General features: G+C 56.6%; 11 protein-coding genes. 4 read left to right on the top strand and 7 right to left on the bottom strand.

The window, feature by feature from the left end; translation table 11 throughout:
- Window positions 1-267 precede the first annotated feature (267 nt).
- Window positions 268-4,434 carry a tetratricopeptide repeat protein gene (locus LAO20_15945; protein MBZ5532921.1) on the top strand — a complete coding sequence of 1,389 codons (4,167 nt, stop codon included), beginning with the start codon at window positions 268-270 and terminating at the stop codon, window positions 4,432-4,434.
- 21 nt (window positions 4,435-4,455) lie between these two features.
- Window positions 4,456-6,483 (top strand): oligosaccharide flippase family protein, encoded by a 2,028-nt coding sequence (locus LAO20_15950; protein MBZ5532922.1) that lies wholly within the window; start codon window positions 4,456-4,458, stop codon window positions 6,481-6,483.
- 95 nt (window positions 6,484-6,578) lie between these two features.
- Here the strand turns inward: LAO20_15950 and LAO20_15955 are convergent, their stop codons facing one another.
- Window positions 6,579-7,721: a hypothetical protein gene (locus LAO20_15955; protein ID MBZ5532923.1), complete on the bottom strand. Its 1,143-nt coding sequence runs from the start codon at window positions 7,719-7,721 to the stop codon at window positions 6,579-6,581.
- Between the two features lie 115 nt (window positions 7,722-7,836).
- A complete protein-coding gene (locus LAO20_15960; protein MBZ5532924.1) occupies window positions 7,837-8,712 on the bottom strand; it encodes a DUF5666 domain-containing protein in 876 nt (291 codons plus the stop codon).
- 557 nt (window positions 8,713-9,269) lie between these two features.
- On the opposite strand from LAO20_15960, the gene LAO20_15965 reads away from it, so the two are divergent.
- Together LAO20_15965 and LAO20_15970 are read left to right on the top strand one after the other, a co-directional pair.
- A complete protein-coding gene (locus LAO20_15965) occupies window positions 9,270-10,649 on the top strand; it encodes a hypothetical protein (protein MBZ5532925.1) in 1,380 nt (459 codons plus the stop codon).
- Window positions 10,650-10,728: 79 nt separating this feature from the next.
- Complete coding sequence (locus LAO20_15970) at window positions 10,729-12,756, top strand: VWA domain-containing protein (GenBank protein ID MBZ5532926.1); 2,028 nt, start codon at window positions 10,729-10,731, stop codon at window positions 12,754-12,756.
- 60 nt (window positions 12,757-12,816) lie between these two features.
- Here LAO20_15970 and LAO20_15975 read toward each other — a convergent pair whose 3' ends face one another.
- From LAO20_15975 to LAO20_15995, 5 genes are all read right to left on the bottom strand, one after another.
- Window positions 12,817-14,337, bottom strand: coding sequence for a glycosyltransferase (locus LAO20_15975; GenBank protein ID MBZ5532927.1), 1,521 nt, complete (start codon window positions 14,335-14,337; stop codon window positions 12,817-12,819).
- A gap of 241 nt (window positions 14,338-14,578) precedes the next feature.
- On the bottom strand, window positions 14,579-15,346 hold the full coding sequence (locus LAO20_15980; GenBank protein ID MBZ5532928.1) for a thymidylate kinase: 768 nt from the start codon (window positions 15,344-15,346) through the stop codon (window positions 14,579-14,581).
- Between the two features lie 3 nt (window positions 15,347-15,349).
- Window positions 15,350-15,865, bottom strand: coding sequence for a hypothetical protein (locus LAO20_15985; GenBank protein MBZ5532929.1), 516 nt, complete (start codon window positions 15,863-15,865; stop codon window positions 15,350-15,352).
- A 23-nt stretch (window positions 15,866-15,888) separates the two neighbouring features.
- Window positions 15,889-16,224 carry an STAS domain-containing protein gene (locus LAO20_15990; protein ID MBZ5532930.1) on the bottom strand — a complete coding sequence of 112 codons (336 nt, stop codon included), beginning with the start codon at window positions 16,222-16,224 and terminating at the stop codon, window positions 15,889-15,891.
- A gap of 57 nt (window positions 16,225-16,281) precedes the next feature.
- The gene (locus LAO20_15995) at window positions 16,282-17,298 is read right to left on the bottom strand and encodes a hypothetical protein (GenBank protein ID MBZ5532931.1); all 1,017 of its coding nucleotides are present in this window, start codon (window positions 17,296-17,298) and stop codon (window positions 16,282-16,284) included.
- Window positions 17,299-17,326 lie beyond the last annotated feature (28 nt).

The following is a 17,326-nucleotide window of genomic DNA, read 5'->3' on the forward strand; positions in this document are numbered from 1 at the left end:
CAACATTTATTTTGCGTGAATCCGGATATTGGCGCTGGCGGCAGATGGCCGAAAATCACGCCAGGGGCATCCAATGGAGGTCTGCAGCAGGTCTGTGTTTGCGTTCTCTGCGGAATAGCGCGAAGAGTTTTGGGGAAAAAGGTGCTTCTTGTATCGGTCGGTTCAAACTCAAGTTATTGACTTCAATCCGCGGCGGCAGCTTCACGCAAACGCCCCTGAACCATGTCCTTTTGAACCATGCCCTATCCGCCAACGGATGGTGACAGCATGAAGCCCCATTCGTGCTACGCAGGTTTTAGCGTTTTACTGCTCGCCGGTCTTGTCCAAGCGCAGACGTTTGACGTTCACGGGACCGACAAGCATAATCCGCCCAACGGTACCAAGCATGCAAGCTCGGAAGCGCAAAGCCTCGGCTGGGGATCAAACATTGACGTCACCCGCGAAGCTCGGGCCGCACAAAATAGCCTGGGCAAGAACGACTATGCCGCCGCAGCCAGTCACGCGCAACAGGCCGTAAGACTTGCGCCCCAAGATGCGAACCTATGGTTCTTGCTGGGTTATGCGGCGCGGCTCGCCGGGCGGTACCCTACATCGATCGATGCTTACAAACGCGGACTGCAGCTTCAGCCCAGGTCCGCGCAGGGGCTAAGCGGCCTGGCGCAGACGTATGCCAAGTCCGGCCGCACGGATGAGGCCCGCCAGCTGTTGCTACAAGTGATTGAGGCTGCTCCGAATGACGTTAATACCCTCACACTTGCAGGCGAGTTGATGGTGAATTCTGATCCCAGCCGGGCGGCGGAAGTTCTGTTACGCAGCAATAGCTTGCGTCCTGCGGCGCGCACTGAGTTGTTGCTTGCCCGCGCGTATCAGCGTTCCGGCCGAACGGAAGAAGCCAGACGATATTTGACGCAGGCCAGGAACCGCGCTCCCCATGATCCGGAGATCCTGCGGGCCATCGCAGGCCAGTATCGCGACAATCAGCAATACGAGCTGGCCATCTCTATGTTGCTGGCCCTGCCTTCCAAACCGGTTGGCGTGCTGGCTGAGTTGGCCTACACCTATGAGCTTGCGGGGAAAAAGCAGCAAGCGGCAGATACGTATCTGCAGGCTGCAAAACTTGAAAAAGGAAATGTCGAGCTGCAACTCAGCGTTGCGCAGGCCTTGATCAACGTAGACCGCCTGGATGCTGCACGCGGCTTTCTGCAAAGAGCCCAGGAACTGAATCCCAATCATTATCGTCTCCACGCGGTTCTGGCGCAGATTGAGAAACAGGCAAACAATACTTCGGGCGCCATTCGCGAGTTTCAGCTTGCGTTGCGCAACCTTCCGCCCGTTGTTCCGGAAGGACCTTTGTATCGGATCCAGCTTCGGTTTGATCTTTATCAGGTGTGCGACTCAAGCGGCGACCCTGACAACGCGAAAGAGCAGCTCCGCTTGGCCGCCGGTGAAATCCAAGCGACGCAAGGCGAGGGCGCACCGAAAGCCGAGTTTCTGCGGCTGCGCGGCGCCATTGAGGCCGCTTCAGGGGACCTGGTCAGCGCGGAGAGAGACTTGAAAGAAGCGCTGGCGCTGGCGCCGGCCAATTTGAACACCATCCTCAGCTACGCTTCGTTGTTGTGGAAACTCAAACAGCCAGATGCCGCACGCGCGATGTTTGAAAAAGCGATCAAAGCAGACCCTGACAATCCCGCTGCTTTGTCTTCGCTTGGCTATCTGGCCCGCGACGCCGGCAACAACCAGGACGCGGAAAAATATTTCACCCTGGTGGTTCGCCAGCATCCTCAGAACTATGCCCCGTATCTAGCATTGGGGGACTTGTTTGCATCGGAAAGAGCGTTCCCATCCGCGGAGGCGAACTATGAAGCCGCCTACAAGAGAATGCCTGATAACCCCTTGATTATCGCGGGCGGCGCCAACGCTGCTCTGGAAGCTCACGATCTTGAGTTGGCTGCCCAATGGCTGGACCGCGCGAAAGGAGCGGCCAACGAGAATCCCCAGGTGATGCGTGAACGCGAGCGATACCTGACTTGGAAAGGCTCCTATCTGGAGTCAGCGAACCTGGGATTCAAGGTGCTCGAGCAGTTGCCCGACGATGCGGAGGCTCCCGTCTATCTGGCCTATGACCTTTACTACTTAGGCCGTTATGAGGAAGCTCTGGAGCTGTCTGCCAGGTATGAGCCAAGGCTCGTCAACAACAAGGACTTCGCGCTCATCGCGGGCTATGTTCACGCCCGTTCCGGGTTGCTGCAGGATGCGCTCAGTGATTTCACCCGTGCACTGGCGCGCGATCCGAACATGGCCACCGGGTATGTAAGCCGCGGGTATGTGTTCAACGATCTGCTCACGCCGGCGAAAGCTGTCATGGATTTTCAGGCAGCGCTCGCGCTCCAGCCCGAATACGGTGAAGCGCATCTGGGACTGGCGTACGCTTATCTTCAGCAGCATCGTGCCCAGCTGGCCAAGAAACAATTGGATCTGGCTGAGAAACTCCTGGGAACGTCCCGCATTTTCCATCTAGGACGGGCGGAAGCCTTCCGTCAAGAACATCAATTGACGGAGGCAGCGCTCGAGTATCGGGCGGCCCTGAAAGAGGAACCCAGGGACCTGGTCACGCAGTTGGCGCTTGCAGACGCTCTATACCATCTGCATCTTTATAGCGATTCCATCGACACTCTCCGCATCGCACTGGAGCTGTCTCCCGATAACCCATTCATCTATGCCCACATGTCGGAAGCTTATGCCAGGGTCCACAAGCGTGAAGACATGCTGCGCAGCGCTCAAGAAGCGGAGCGTCTGGGCAACGGCAAAGCGGACATCTTGATGACCACCGGCAATGCGTTCCTGTTTTTGGGTGATGAAAACGCAGCGATGCAAAGGTTCGGCACGGCCCTTGATGCTCCAGACGGGCACCGTCTCAGCACGCGGCTGGCGATCGCCGAGATCTTCGTCCGCAAGAACCATTGGGACGATGCCCGACGGCAGATTGGGCTGGGCCTTGCTGAGGCGCGAATCGGCGAGGCGGAACCGGCGACTCCTGACGATCTCGTCCAAGCAGCCAATATCTTCTTGAGCATTCATGATTTCGATCTCGCGGAAACATATTTTCAACGGGCAGAATCGGCTGGCGCCGACCGGCGTGAGGTAGCCATCGGGTTGGCGAACACTTACCTGGCGCAAGGCGATGCCACGAAAGCACAGGCCCAATTGGCGAGCCTGGGCGATCGCACCGTCTACAAGGACGATTACGACTACACGATGGCTGAGGCCAACATCTATCGGGAACGCCAGGATACAATCCACGCGCTCACCAGCCTTGCTCGTGCCACGGCGTTGCGCGGGCAGGACGATAGCCAGCAGTCCCTGCAGTCCGAATATGAATTGGCCGGTGAAGAAGGCCGGCAGATCAATAAGACGCTGAGCCTGCTGGCCCAAGCATCTCTAGAGCCCGTGCTTGAAGACATCAATATTTACACGCTGGATGCAAAGCTTTTGGGAGTAACGGACGCCGCCCTCTTGCCTCCACCACGGCATTCCTATCAAGACCTGGGCGCCGTTCACTATCGCCTGCATTTCCACGGTCTTCCGACAATTACCGGTTTTGCCGGAGAAGGCATGACGACGGGAAGGCTGTCATTGCCAAGTGTCTCCTTAATTCAAGATCGCAACACCTACGACACGATGCTCAACGGCGGAGTGACCCCGGTTGTTCATTTTGGGTCCAACAGCGTGGCCTTTAACCCCGGGGTGCAATTCACCTTGCGCCGTGACACGATTTCACCGCTGGCGCTGAATCAAAACCTGTTTCGCCAGTTTCTTTACTTTTCGACCAATTCTTTCTTCAACTGGATTTCAGTTCATGGTTCGGCGATCCACGAAAGCGGTCCGTTCAAGCAACAGAACCTGCATTCCCGCGATCTGGCCGCGAGCGTCGAGTTCGTTGTTGGACGCCCCTGGGGAAAGACGGCTTTGATCACCGGTTACTCAGCACGAGATTTGCTGTTTCGCCCCGCCATCCGCGAATACTTCACGACTTCAACTTACATCGGGCTACAGCGGAAATTTGGAAAGCAGTTGACGGTAACCATGCTGGGAGAATACGCGCGGTCCTGGAGGGTGCAGGACGCTCAGTTTGCGATTGCACAAGCCGTTCTCCCCAGCGCAAAAATCGAGTACAAGGCGGGGACCCATTGGACCGTGCAAGGACAGTTCACTTTTTCCCGAGGAGAAGGGTTCCATGCTTACGACAATGCAAGAAGCCAATTCCTGGTTTCCTATGTACGGCCGGTCACCAGGTCGCTTGACGACGGCAATGGCGACTTGCGCGTCTCCTATCCCGCTAAGTTTTCCTTCGGCATCCAACAACAGACGTTTTACAACTTTGGCGGGCAAGGAAGAAATGTTTTTCTGCCGGTCGTACGCGTCACGCTGTTTTAGGTTGCAGGCTTAGCTGACTCCATGCCCGACTACGTCACGAACAACGATGCGGGCCGCGCTTTGGCGTTTGAGAGCGGAAACAACGCAAAGGTCGCCACGTCCCTGAACACTCTTCGCGCCCAGTTGCTCAAGGGCGGCCTCACCTTGCTCGCCGGCACCGGCCTTGTGGGCATCCTGAACCTTGCCCACAATATTGCAGTCGCGCGACTGCTGGGGCCCACCGGTTACGGCCACGCTGCAGCGGTCTTCACGCTGCTCATGCTGGTGTCGGCCATCACGCTGGCTTTTCAGATTTTGTGCGCCAAGTTGGTGGCCGGACATGACTCTCCGGCGGACAAGGCGGGGGTTTATGTAAAACTGCATCGCAAGTCCTGGACGGTCGGGATCACGCTTGGCTTGCTCTTGACCGTGATTTGCGGGCCAATCTCTGGGTACCTGAATCTACCGAACCCGCTTCTCATAGCATTACTTGGACTTGGAACCGCGTTCTACATACCGCTGGGAGTTCGTCGTGGATATACCCAGGGGATCTGCGCTTTTGCTCCTCTGGCAAGAAACTTTCTTCTCGAAGGCCTAGTGCGGCTGGGGGGCGCCCTGCTGCTCATCAAATTAGGCCTGGGAATCACCGGCGCCGTTGAAGCCAGTGTCGCCGCCATTGTCGGCGCTTATCTGCTGGCAAAACCGAAAGTGGCGTCAAGCTCCATCAATCACGCGATAAGCGTTCCCTTTCGAGAAGCCTTGCAGGCCATAGTCTTTTTTGCGGGACAAGTGGTCATCAACAATTTTGACATCATTTTAGTGAAGCATTTTTTCCCTTCAGAGGAAGCGGGAATCTACGCAGCCGTGGCGCTCGTCGGCCGCCTTGTCAACGTCTGCTCGTGGTCGGTGGTCAACAGCATGTTCCCCGTATCCGCCAGCAGAAGGGCTGCAATGAAGAAAGATACCCCATTGCTGATGATCTCTCTTGCGCTGGTCTTTGTGGTGCTTGCCCTATTGATCGGCGGCCTGCTGGCAATGCCCAATGTTCTCTGGAGACTGCTGTACGGTGCGCAATTCGAGCTTGCAAGCTATGGCCGTATTTCCTCTTTGGTGGTGTTGTATGCAGTTACCAGCGGGCTTTATGCCTTGAGCAGCGTGGTAATTGCGTACGAGATGTCGCGCAAGATCGCCAATACAGGATGGGTGCAACTTGCATTCAGCGGCGCACTGATAGCAGGCATCTATTTCTTTCACGCCAACTTATTTCAAGTGGTCTTGGTTCAGTTCATACTCATATGCTTATTGCTCTTTGTTGTAGTTGCTCTGTTTGCTTTGTCTTTTAAGAGCATTCCGCTCGCGGATCAATATCGCGGTACGGTCCGGCCTTTGAGGTCGTTGTCGGAAGACGAGGTGATCGCAGAATTCTTAAGAAATGAATTTCACCGCGATGAATTCGCTGAATATCGAGAAGCGTTCAGGGCCGTGGTGGACGAGCCAAACTTTGACGATCATCGCGAGAACAGCCTGCGGCGAAGCCTGCTGTATCTTCGACGCGGCTCCATGTGGCGCGAACTGCCCTCCGACACCGAGTGGTTTGAAGTTGAGCTTACTCTGCAAGACCTGGCTAAGCTGCGAGTGTTCCCCCGGGCCCCATGGCGAAGAGCTGCCCAGGGTAGTTTTGAGCTGGTGGAAACGGTGGAGAGAATTCGCTCCGCACCCAGGAACCAGCTCGACCCAGGCTTCCTCTCCAAGCTGCAACGGCTGTCTCCTCTTGTTCGCGATGACCTGGTCAATCGCACGGTCCTGCTGATCGGGACCGACAAAGACGCTTCTTTGACAATACTGGATGGCAATCACCGGATTGCAGCCGCCATGCTCATGGATCCAGCAGCTGCCCTGAAGCAATTTCGGCTTATCTGTGGTTTTTCAGTCCGGATGACGGAATGCTGCTGGTATAAGACCAACGTGGCGACTTTGTGGCGCTACGCCAAGAATCTTGTGCGATATATGCCCCACGATCCCAATCGCGAGCTGAGAGCGTTCCTGCAGACGCCCGGAGTCAACGCGTAACGTGAGAGTCCGATATCTCGCCGTCACGCCGTGATAGACGCCAACATGTTGAGTTAGGCAAGGGCGTACCCAACCCGGCCGGGAAGCGCACGTCCTCATTTTCGCGGAATGCTGTTGTCAGGCGAGGGCGGGGGCTGTTGGTTGGCGCGGGTCCCTTCTCTTTGCTTCAGTTGGATCGGAACTTTATCGCGGATCCGGAGGTCACGCTGCGCTGCGATCTTGGCGTCTACTTTTTGGTCGTTGTCTTGGGCAACTTTTGACAGTTTCATCCCCTCAGCCGAACTGCTCGTGGCCAGGCCGACCCGCGCTTCACGCCGTTCGGCGTTGCGGGCTCGTTCGTAATAGTCCTGGGCTGTTTCCAAGTCGCCATCCAGCTCTGCAAGATACCCGAGGTTGTTAAGTGAAAACGAGTAGTCTTTGTCCAGCGCATATGCCTTTTCAAAGTACCGGCGAGCATCAGCCCGGTCATTGCGGTTCAGAGCTGAAACACCCAGCAAGCTGAGGCGCACGGCCCGGGTGTGCTCGTTGCTCTCGGCTTGCAGCCGCTTCTGCACCTTTTTGGCATTAGCCATGGCCATTTCGTTCACGAGTTTCCCGCGCCAGGCGGGCTCAGACGCTATCGTTACCGGCTCCGTGGATTGAGGCGCTCTGGCCGCTTCGCCGTAGAATTTCGCCGCTCCTTCAAGGTCGCCCTGCATTTCCCTGGCAACGCCAATGTTGTTCAAGGTGAATGCATTCTGGGGGACGTTTCCCTGGTTCCGCTGCAAAACAGATTGGGCCTCTCCGGCGCGGCCTCTCGACAAGAGCCGGACAGCCTCGCGGTTCGCGCTGTTGACTTGTGTGAAGTCCTGGGTGCCGGCAAGGACGCTTCGCACCGACTTACCCTCTATTTGCGGCGCACTGGCTTTATCGATGACCGCGTTGCTCGCCCGCTCCAACGCCAGGCTGTAGAACCGTTTCGCGCTTTCAGCGTTGCCTTCCAGCTCGGCAATGTATCCAAGGTTGTTCAAGGTAAAGGGGTCATCAGGATCAAAGAGATACGCCCGGTAGAAGAGGGTCTTGGCCTTTTCGTAATGATGTCTGCGAACGGCATCGACCCCTTCTCGATTGAGCCGCTGGACAGGTGTTGGTTTGCTGCGCTGCGGCAAACTGATTCTTAGATCTCCACCCACGGCATCGCGAGAGAGCCATAGTACGGTCACTATGACGGCCGCAAGAAATAATCGCTTGTAAGTCATATATCCCTTTCTTACTGTGGACCGTAACCACGCGCTGAAAGCTCGCATCCAGGCGCCATTGCGCTTACTAGAAGCTACGCGATCAACAGATTCTGCGGAACTGCCAGCCCCGCGCCTATGGATCTACGACCAAGGCGCCGGCGACATAGCGAGAACCATCAAACTTGGCCGATATTGTGGCGGCTACTCCCTCGCGAAGGCGCTCGACGCCTTGCGTACTGGAGGCATCGAAGTAGATCTCATAAGTCTTGCGGTCCTGAAGAGTTTCCAGAACGACGAGTTGAGAGCGTAAATCCAGGTGAACCACGCGGCCGGCAAAGGTAAACGTTTCGCCAGCCGTAGCCACAACGGAAATCCTGGATGCGACCACGCGGCCATCGCCTTCCGGCTGAAAGGCCACCGAGATCAGCGACCCAGGCTCAATGTCCAGCGGGGACATCGGACGGTCCTTGTGGACGATCACTGTGCCAGGCAAGAGATGCACTCTCACCGTCGTCTGCAAGGAGGACTCTCTCATCACCAACTCCCGGGTGCTGGCCTGGTAGCTCACCACCTGACCGCTGCTTTCGATGGTGGGGAGTTGGCTCAACACATAGATGCTTTGCGCAAAAACCTTTGTGCCGTTGAGTGCTACATCCAGATGAATACGCTGGCCGCGATGGAGATCGCGTTGCTTGCCAACTGTCAGGCGGTCAAGGTAGACGCGAGTGCGCTCATCGAAGAGGACCTTCATGCGTCCGCCGCCAAACGTCTGGAGGACAAGCTCATCCCGTACACCATCAACGGAGTAAATTGTTCCTCCCAGCAGGGAGAGCTTTCCCTGGGGCATTGGTTGCAAATTATCCAAGGGTGCGTTGTCTTTGACCGGTGCCGCTGAAGACATACCGGCCAATGCGGGCTGGGCTGACTGTGGAGATGACGCGGTCTGAGCAGACAGCGCTTCAAGGCTCGCCAGACACCCGAGGAGAGCTAGTGCGCGAAGAAACTTCATGAACTGGTCACCTAACTTTGGGGAGACCCCTTCTTTGGTTGGCGGCATCCGAATCTGGGCCGACGCGTCAACGCATCGGCCCAGCGTTGCACTTGGTGGCAAATGGCCCATCACGGACAGGCACGGCCGGCGATGACAGCAAGGGGGTATCGCCGTGCTGTGCCGGTGAAGTTCTTCCAGACCCTCGCCGGCGGTTCGTGTGTCTAATGCAGGCCCCGGAATGTCCATTCTGAGCACTGATGGGCAGACGGATAGTCCATTGAGCGCCCGGAATCGGAGATCCCAATGACAAGAGTAAAAACTTTCGCCGGGCGCGTCTGTTCAAAATGAGTCACTTTCCGGCAAAGTCTTCCAGTCGCTGCCCTGGCTTCAAGAGAGCGAATGATCGCAATACTCGAAAAAACGCTGGCGCCGTTCCTGACTGGTCTGGAATTCAGTGAAATATGGTTTTGAGAACGGCAACCTTGCCATCCCTCAGGCGATCTACCTCAGCAGCGGGATTTCCCACTTTATTGACCGAAGGGTCAGTTGGACGATTCAAAGGGCCTGGAACATTCATGACGAAACGCATCTCTTATCTGCTTCACATCGCAACTGGACTGGCAATTGCGTTGACCGTCGCGGGCTGCGGAGGAACGGCCGTAAGTTTTGCTCCGAGCCCCACTCCTTCCCCCACGCCAACCACATCCGGCATCCAGTCCATCAATCACATCATTTTCATGTACCAGGAGAATCGGTCTTTTGATCACTATTTTGGGGACCTTAATAACTACCGGCTGTCTCAAGGCCTTCCGGCCGTCGTGGATGTTGCGCCCGCCGGGATCACCAACGCGGCCCGCGATGGCAGCGGGCCCGTGGCGCGTTTCCACTTCAATGACAAGTGCAGCGAGTCTTTGAGCCCATTCTGGAATGAAAGTCACATCTCGTTCAATCTCTCTGACCCAACTTCTTCCACCGGTACGATGGACGGCTTTGCACAAACTGCTGGACAGTTTGCCATGGACAACCTGGAAAATGACGTAGCAGGAAAGCGAGCGATGGGCTTCTATACCGCGGCCGATCTCCCGTTTTACTACTTCATGGCCACTCAGTTCGCAACCTCTGACCGCTGGTTCTCGCCAGTGATGAACCGCACGCAGTTGAACCGCATCTTTGGGCTCGGCGGAACAAATGCCGGCTTCGTTTATCCTCCAGGCACCGCCGCCGACAATGACCCCACACCGTTCCCTTCCACGGCAAAGAACATCTTTCAACTGCTGGAAGATGCTCACATCACATGGAGGGTTTACTCCGCAGCCGGCTCAGAGGACTTGACGGGCCTTGCCGCACACACCTATCTCAGCTATTTCCAGCCGTTTGCATCCCAGCATGCGGACCACATCGTTGCGCGCACGCAATTCCTGACGGACGTTCAGAATGGGACTCTGCCCCAAGTGGCTCTGATTGAGCCCGACGGCAATGACGAGCATCCCAATACTGAACTCGAAGTTGGAGCCAGTGAAGTTGCGGGACTGATGAATGCGCTGATGGCCAGCACTTCCTGGAAAGATTCCGCGTTCATTTTTACCTACGATGAAGGCGGAAACTTTTACGACCACGTGCCGCCTCAGCCCGCCGTACTGCCCGATAACATTCCACCGCGCTTCCTGCAGGCGTTCGATGTCCAGGCCACCTACGACCATACCGGCTTTCGCGTGCCTCTGATTGTGGTTTCGCCGTTTGCCAGGAAGAACTTTGTTTCACACACCGTCATGGACTACACGGCCATCCTCAAGTTTATTGAGACCCGTTTCAACCTGCCGGCGCTGACGGCCCGCGATGCCGCCCAGCCCGACATGACGGAGTTCTTTGACTTTGCAAATCCGCCGTGGAAAACCCCACCTGCCAGTGTGCCAACGCAACCGCAAGTCGGCCCATGCACGTTCTTGATTCCGTGAACGCCAGAGGACTTGTTTCTTTGGTGCAAAGACCGGCGCCGAGGCCTGAACGAGAGCACCAGGGTATTTGAGGAGCACTATGAGACTACTCACCCGAAATACTGTTGTCGCAGCAGTCATCGCATTCGCGAGTTTTTCTGCCTGGGCGCAGACCTGCCAAACCAGGGACGAGGTCCCCGAACTATCCAGGAAAGCCATAGAAAATGCCGGGCAGCAGGTGCTTGATCAAGCCATTCGTGGCGATGTAGGCGCGATGCGGGCAAGCGCCATCACTTCTCTGCAATCGAGTTTTGGCGGCATTGCCGCGGCCGTAAGCGACCATAAGGCGGTCTTCGCCGGCGACCACGCGCAGATTCGCACCTTGTTCATGCTGGCTACCGGCGAGACTCCAACTCCAGACGGTCATTTCTATTGCGGCGTCTTCGCGGCGAGTGGCCAAACGGCAACCAGCGCTGAATTTGATATTCCGGGACTACCCGCCGGCAAATACGCGATTGTGATCTATGACCTTGCCGGCGCCGAAGGGCCGCACGCATTGACCATGATTTTCCAGGACGCCGGTGGATGGAAGCTGGCGGGGTTCTATATTCGCCCGGAATCGGCTGCCGGCCATGATGGGCTCTGGTATCTGCAACGCGCACGGGACTACAAAGCCAAAGGGCAGAACCACAACTCCTGGTTTTACTACGTGAATTCCTGGAACCTGATGGCGCCGGTCAACTTTATGAGCACCAAGCTGCTTTCCACCATCAACCAGGAAGCCAGTATCGTGCGGCCAAAAGATATCCCCGAAGAAGGAAGCGCCACGGCTTTTTCCTCCAACGGACGGACGTACAAGATTACCGAGATGAGTGTCGTCCGCGGACGGACGAATATCGATCTCAACATTAAATACTCTGTGCCCAGCACGGCGGACTCCAAAGCGGTACAAGACGATGCCCGCAACCTTTGCAATGCCTACGTGACTCAGTATCCGGAGCTCAAGGAAGGTTTCAACAACATACTCGCACATGCCGTCGATCCCTCCGGAGGAGATGTAGCAGGGCTGGTGGAGCTCAATCCGCGTCAAAAGAACCAGCAGCAGATTCAGGCTGCGTCCCTTCCGTTGGGGGTGGAACCGTTAGATCCGGCGGTTGCGTTGTGGATGCGCCCTGCCCAGGCGATTGCCCCAGCGACCAACTCCAAATCTATTCCACCAAGCGAACCTGCTGTTCAGCCACCGAGCCCGGAAGGTCAAGTCACCAAACGCGGCGACGGCTTCACTCTACGCGTGCAATCCGAGGAGGTCAGCCTTCCGGCGACGGTGGTCGATGGCAAACAACACCTTGTTACCACTCTCGCACAGGGCGATTTCGTGGTGTATGAAGACGGGCAACCCCAAAGGATTACTTTGTTCAGGCGAGAAGACGTCCCGGTATCCATCGGCATTTTGGTGGACAACTCCGGCTCCATGCGGGAGAAACGCGCCGCTGTGAGCAAGGCGGTCGTGAACTTTGTAAAGGCCGGCCATCCCCTGGACGAGATCTTCATTGTGAACTTCAATGACTGGCCCTATCTCGACCAGGATTTCACCAGCGACGTTGATCTGTTGCGTCGAGCCCTTGACCAGATCGATTCCCGGGGAAACACGGCGCTGTATGATGCAGTGATTGCCGCCGCTGACCATCTGGCCAGCCACGCGCGGCGCGGCAAGCAGATCCTGCTGGTTGTGACTGACGGGCAAGATAACTTCAGCCGCGCGTCCTTGGATGACGCGATTCGCACGGTGCAAAAGGACAAAGACCTCGGTCCAACGGTTTATTGCATCGGGATCATGGGCAGGGGAGAAAAGGAACGTCAAGCCAGGCGCGCGCTTGAGACGTTGGCAGTCCAGACCGGCGGCGTGGCGTACTTCCCGCAGAACCTGAGCGAAGTAGATGCAATCAGCCAGGAAGTTGCGCACGACATCCGCAACCAGTACGCAATCACCTACAAACCGAGCAACCCGCAGACCAGCGGAGGTTATCGGCGCGTCAAGGTGGTGGCGCATTCCGCCGGCCACAACGACTTGCAAGTCCGTACGAAGAGCGGCTATTTCGCACGAGGACGCGAGGCGGCATCCAAATAGAGCGCCGATGGTTGCACGAGGAACTGCGTGAGTTGAGTTATTGTGCTGCTTGGAGCCACCTCAGGCGGCGTCGACGTCACCGGCAGCAAAGATCGGCTGTTGCTGCATGGGAGTCTCGTGGTCAGGGCCATGCCGCTGATGGCCATTGTGTTCAGCTCCCACAAGCGCGACCCGGCGGCCCAACTCAAGCAGATCAGAGCCTCTCCCGGCTCCTGTACGGCCCTGCCCAATGCTGTATCCGGCGCCGCCCAGAGTTCCGCTCCTGAATCCGTTGCCATTCAGTGAGGTTGCTTCGAATCCACTGGGCATAGACTGAAGCAGGCTGTTCCAATATCTGGGAACCGCGAACTTCCAGGTGGTAGAGATGTTTGCCAAGGCGCCGGACAGGACCCAGCGCGGCAGCTTGCGGAGCCGCGCAATCGCTTTCAAGGCTTTCGTCCTCTGCTCGAGATCAAATTGGCGGAGATACCGGTAAGTAACTTTGGGCATGGTCATCCGCAAAGCGGCAGAGAAATTCTGCTCCGCCATTTCCAACTGTTTCTCGGTAGACTCCAGGAGAGAAATCAGGCGGCGGGCAAGATCGAGAGAGTTCCCCGCTTCGTAGAATTCCATCGCAAGGCCTTCTTCATCGGCCATCTCGTGAAAATCCGCGATGTCAGCCGAGATGATGGGAACGCCGTAAGTACAGGCAAGATGCGCGACGCCGCTTGAACCAGCGGCTGATGAATAGGGCATGACGGCCACGGAGGCGCTCTGAAAGAGATTTGGAATGTCCGCTTCTGCAACATAACCGGTGAACTCAATCCGCGGGTCGCCCTCACACCGCTTGGCCATGGATGCCACATAGCCAGGCGTGCTGGGATGATCGCTACCGGCAATGACCAGCTTGGCGTTGGGTAAGCAACTGGCCACCATGCTAAACGCTTCCAGGAGTGGTTCCAACCTCTTGTACGTGCCCCATTTGCCAAATGCCAGCACCCTTTGCGAGGGATTGCCTCTTCTTGAGAAGTCTGGATATTCAGGATACTGAGAAAGGATCCCGTGGGCCCGGACGTGCACATTGCGGCTTCCGTACTTGTCCACAAGAAGCTTCCGATAAGTGGGCACCAAAACAGAAACAGAGTTGGACTTGAGGAGTATCTTTGTGGCGAGCGCGCCGGCGGCCCGGTAAGCACGCGGGAAACGCACACCGGCGTCCTTGAGATTGATGTCCTCCATTAAGTGGTGCAGGGTTACGTGAGTATAGAACCCGCTGAGCCTGGTCAAGAGAGGAAGAGTGAGTCCGCAAAACGCCGCCAACGGCTTACGTCCGAATGTGGAAAAAATGAGATTAAACCAGACCACATCAGGGTCAAGTTCGCGAATTTTGGTCCAGAGTCTGCCTAAGCTCTTGGGATCATCAAACGACCAGCAGCGCGAGACTGAAAAGCCTTCCAGCTCTGGCTGTGCGTCCGCTAATTCGTCCGCCAATATAGTAAGACTAAGAGAAGAATTATTTTGAAGCTCGCGAGCAATGTGAAACCCGTATTCGCTTAAGCCACCTCGGCTGGGTGGAAACGCGGTTATCAGACAAATTTTCATTGACCTGTCCCTGCTCTCACGTTCCCGAACCAGAATTCCCACTTTGGGCTCTGGGTGGCAGTACACCCAAACTAAATCTCATACACATCAGGTTAAAGGGTTCCCGAGGCCGGGTCTGTTCACAATGGCTCACTTTGGGATCGGCATAGCATGGCAAGTCGAACGATGATGAACCTGTAGATTTGTATAGACGCGCCTCAAGCGGGCGCGGCGCGGGTGGGAGGAGCCTCTGTTGTCCCGCTCAGGCGGTGCGTATGGGCGAGCCACCTGGCCGGGACGAATTCATCTGCTGTGCTCCGCTGGAGGGCTGGTCTGCGTCGCCGCAGGAACAAAGCTTGCAGAACTCTTCCATGATCTTTTGTGACACTTCGAGAGGTGGGAGCGGGTTGATCACCGTCATCCCGGCCAATGCACTGAGCGCCAGATAAGCCGCACGATTTGTCTGGAGAAACTCAATGGGATATTCAGGCTTGCGCTCGCGAGCCAGCCGCGGGTCTGCGTCGAGCAGATAGGCGATATCCGGTCTGGGGGTCATCCTCAGCAAGAATTTCAAGCACATTCCCGTCAGCCATCGGGGAGAAGATAGATTTGCGAATTCATCGTAGGCATACCTGTCAAAGATCACTACGTCAACTTTGCTCCTGCGCGCTTTCGCAACAGTCAGGTTGGTCCTCACGGTGTCCAGTGAATAAAAAACAAGCCGCGCAACCGTCATGTACCACGATCTGACATTCTTGTCTTGCCGATTTAAAGGCTTCTCCGGACTGCCAACACCTTTGTCTCCGCCGAACATGCTATGGCTTAGCTCCTTGCGGATATGCGTAAGCACCGCGACGTCATCCCAGAAGCTGAGGAGCAATACCCGGCTGCCGGCTTCATGTAGACGACGGCGCAGAGCAGTGATCTGCGTGGTCTTGCCGGCCCCGTCGATCCCCGAAAAGCTCAGTAAGACAGGATGGCCCCGTCGCACGATTTGCCGCGCGTGGATGGTGCCGCTCTTGTCAGGCACCGCTTAGCGGACGCCCGGTGGTTTGCTAGACGTGGACCTGGAGAGGGCCAGGGTTGTCCCCAGGGCCACGCTCGCTCCCGCAACGGCCCCGAGTTTGACCCAGAAAGCGCGGCGGCGATGCTGCTTCGCGGGAGCGATGGCCATTCCGGTTGGTGTGGACGCGGCAACTCCGCTCATTTTCTCTGATTCCGCAGCGGCGGTGCCGCTTGGCTTCTGAGCGTCAGCCTGCGTGGGCGTTGCAGACTTTTGCTCGTCAGTGCTCTGCGTCGTCTTGGCAACTGGAGCGCTGGGTAGTTCAGCAGGACCGGATTTGGACTCGCTCCGGGAAACCCCATCAGTCGGATCAGGGCTTGCAGGCTCTGCTTTTTGTGGTTGAGTTTCGGCAGGCTTTACCTCTTCCGATTGTTTTTGTGCGGAACCGTCCTGCTGTTGCGCCGGCGCCAAACTCCATCCTGGTCTGCTCAACAGCACGAGAATCAGACTTGTCCCAATCCACCACGCTTGTTTCGTTGTTTTCATTTTTCCTCATTTCTTGCTTGGCATCAGCCGGCAATTCCGGAGAGTTTTTCCACGGCCTCAGAGTTGGAGGCAAAGATCTCAAAGAGCCGGTCAATGCAGGTGAGTTCCAGTACCACCATGACTTCTGCTGGAACGGAGGCAAGGCTCAATTCACCATCTTGTCTGATCACTTGCTCAACACAATGTAAGAGCATTTCCGTACCCGCACGATCAATCTCCTGGACTTGAGAAAAGTCGAAGACAATACGGGGGCGGTCAGCCCTAAAGAGAACATTTATCCCACGCAGAAAGCGTTGAACGTGCCTTGTTGTGAGGCGCGTCGGCAGTTCGATGACGACTACGGTTCTTTTATTGATCATATTTGTGCCTCATCGACTTCCGGACGCCGGGAGAAAAGTTTGCAAGCCTGCTTCTGTCTAGGGCTCGCGAATATCAGGGAAAGACGGCAGAAACCGGTGAAACGCTGATGTTCGCCTTCGAATCAATCGGTCATCTTGAATATCCACGGTAACGTTGTGACGCAGGTGGGCAACCTTGCTGCCGTAGATGACGGCATGTGATACGTCAAGCCACGCTCCAAGGTGTGTATGTGCCAGGATCGAGGCGTCGGCGACCACGGTCCCGCAGCCTATGTTGCAAGACCGTTCCACGCTGCTGAACCTGGCGAGCAAAGCGGTTGCCTGAACTCGTGTGTCACGTCCTATGTAGACGGGCCCGGCAACGCGAGCGCGGGGATGCACGCGGGCATTGTCGTCCAGCCAGACCCCTGGCCCGATTTCCGTCCCCGATGGACGGACGGCATGCCGTGAACTGAAAGCGTCCACAACAAGATGCCTGACATCGGAGGCCGTTGAAAGGCGATTTACATAGGTGGCCTGGTCGTAGTACGCAATGGAGCCCCTGCCTGCCGCGCATGTCTTTTCGAGCAAGTGCATCCCGATTGTGCTGAAGTGAAGGGCGTCAAGCATCCAGAAATCCAGAGGTCCATCGCCGTCAGTGACCTGCGTCATGGGCTGTGCCTTGTCTCGATGAAATTGCACAAGGTCAGCAAAATCAAATTCCACGTAGGCCCCGAGCCGGATCAGCAAGATAGTTTTGACGCCGCCCTTGATGTACTCATCAACAACACGACCGAGAACAGGCCAGACCTTGCCCGTTTGATGAACCAGCACGTTGACAGCGGAAGATATTGACGCACCAGCCAAATCGGGCAGGCCAGCCGCGGCCGTCAGCGAAATGGGCTTTACGCCAACCTGCTGCAAGTATCTGATCGTTCGCTGAAGAGCGGATTGCCCCAAGATCTCTAGGGCCGCAATCGGAGTTCCGGCCAGACAATCCAGCGGTTCAGTTTTCGTGGCAGCAGGGCCAGCAGACACAGCGGTGCGTTCTACCAGCGCAGGACCACCAAGAACGACAATCGCACCAACCGGCACAGTATTATGTCCCTTTCCGTCCGCTGCA

The sequence above is a fragment of the Terriglobia bacterium genome, assembly GCA_020072815.1.
Classification (GTDB): Bacteria; Acidobacteriota; Terriglobia; order Terriglobales; family Acidobacteriaceae; genus Angelobacter.

Bases quoted from the DNA above. Each gene is read 5' to 3' on its own strand.
- LAO20_15945 (MBZ5532921.1), top strand. From the start codon at position 268: ATGAAGCCCCATTCGTGCTACGCAGGTTTTAGCGTTTTACTGCTCGCC.
- LAO20_15950 (MBZ5532922.1), top strand. From the start codon at position 4,456: ATGCCCGACTACGTCACGAACAACGATGCGGGCCGCGCTTTGGCGTTT.
- LAO20_15955 (MBZ5532923.1), bottom strand. From the start codon at position 7,721: ATGACTTACAAGCGATTATTTCTTGCGGCCGTCATAGTGACCGTACTA.
- LAO20_15960 (MBZ5532924.1), bottom strand. From the start codon at position 8,712: ATGAAGTTTCTTCGCGCACTAGCTCTCCTCGGGTGTCTGGCGAGCCTT.
- LAO20_15965 (MBZ5532925.1), top strand. From the start codon at position 9,270: ATGACGAAACGCATCTCTTATCTGCTTCACATCGCAACTGGACTGGCA.
- LAO20_15970 (MBZ5532926.1), top strand. From the start codon at position 10,729: ATGAGACTACTCACCCGAAATACTGTTGTCGCAGCAGTCATCGCATTC.
- LAO20_15975 (MBZ5532927.1), bottom strand. From the start codon at position 14,337: ATGAAAATTTGTCTGATAACCGCGTTTCCACCCAGCCGAGGTGGCTTA.
- LAO20_15985 (MBZ5532929.1), bottom strand. From the start codon at position 15,865: ATGAAAACAACGAAACAAGCGTGGTGGATTGGGACAAGTCTGATTCTC.
- LAO20_15990 (MBZ5532930.1), bottom strand. From the start codon at position 16,224: ATGATCAATAAAAGAACCGTAGTCGTCATCGAACTGCCGACGCGCCTC.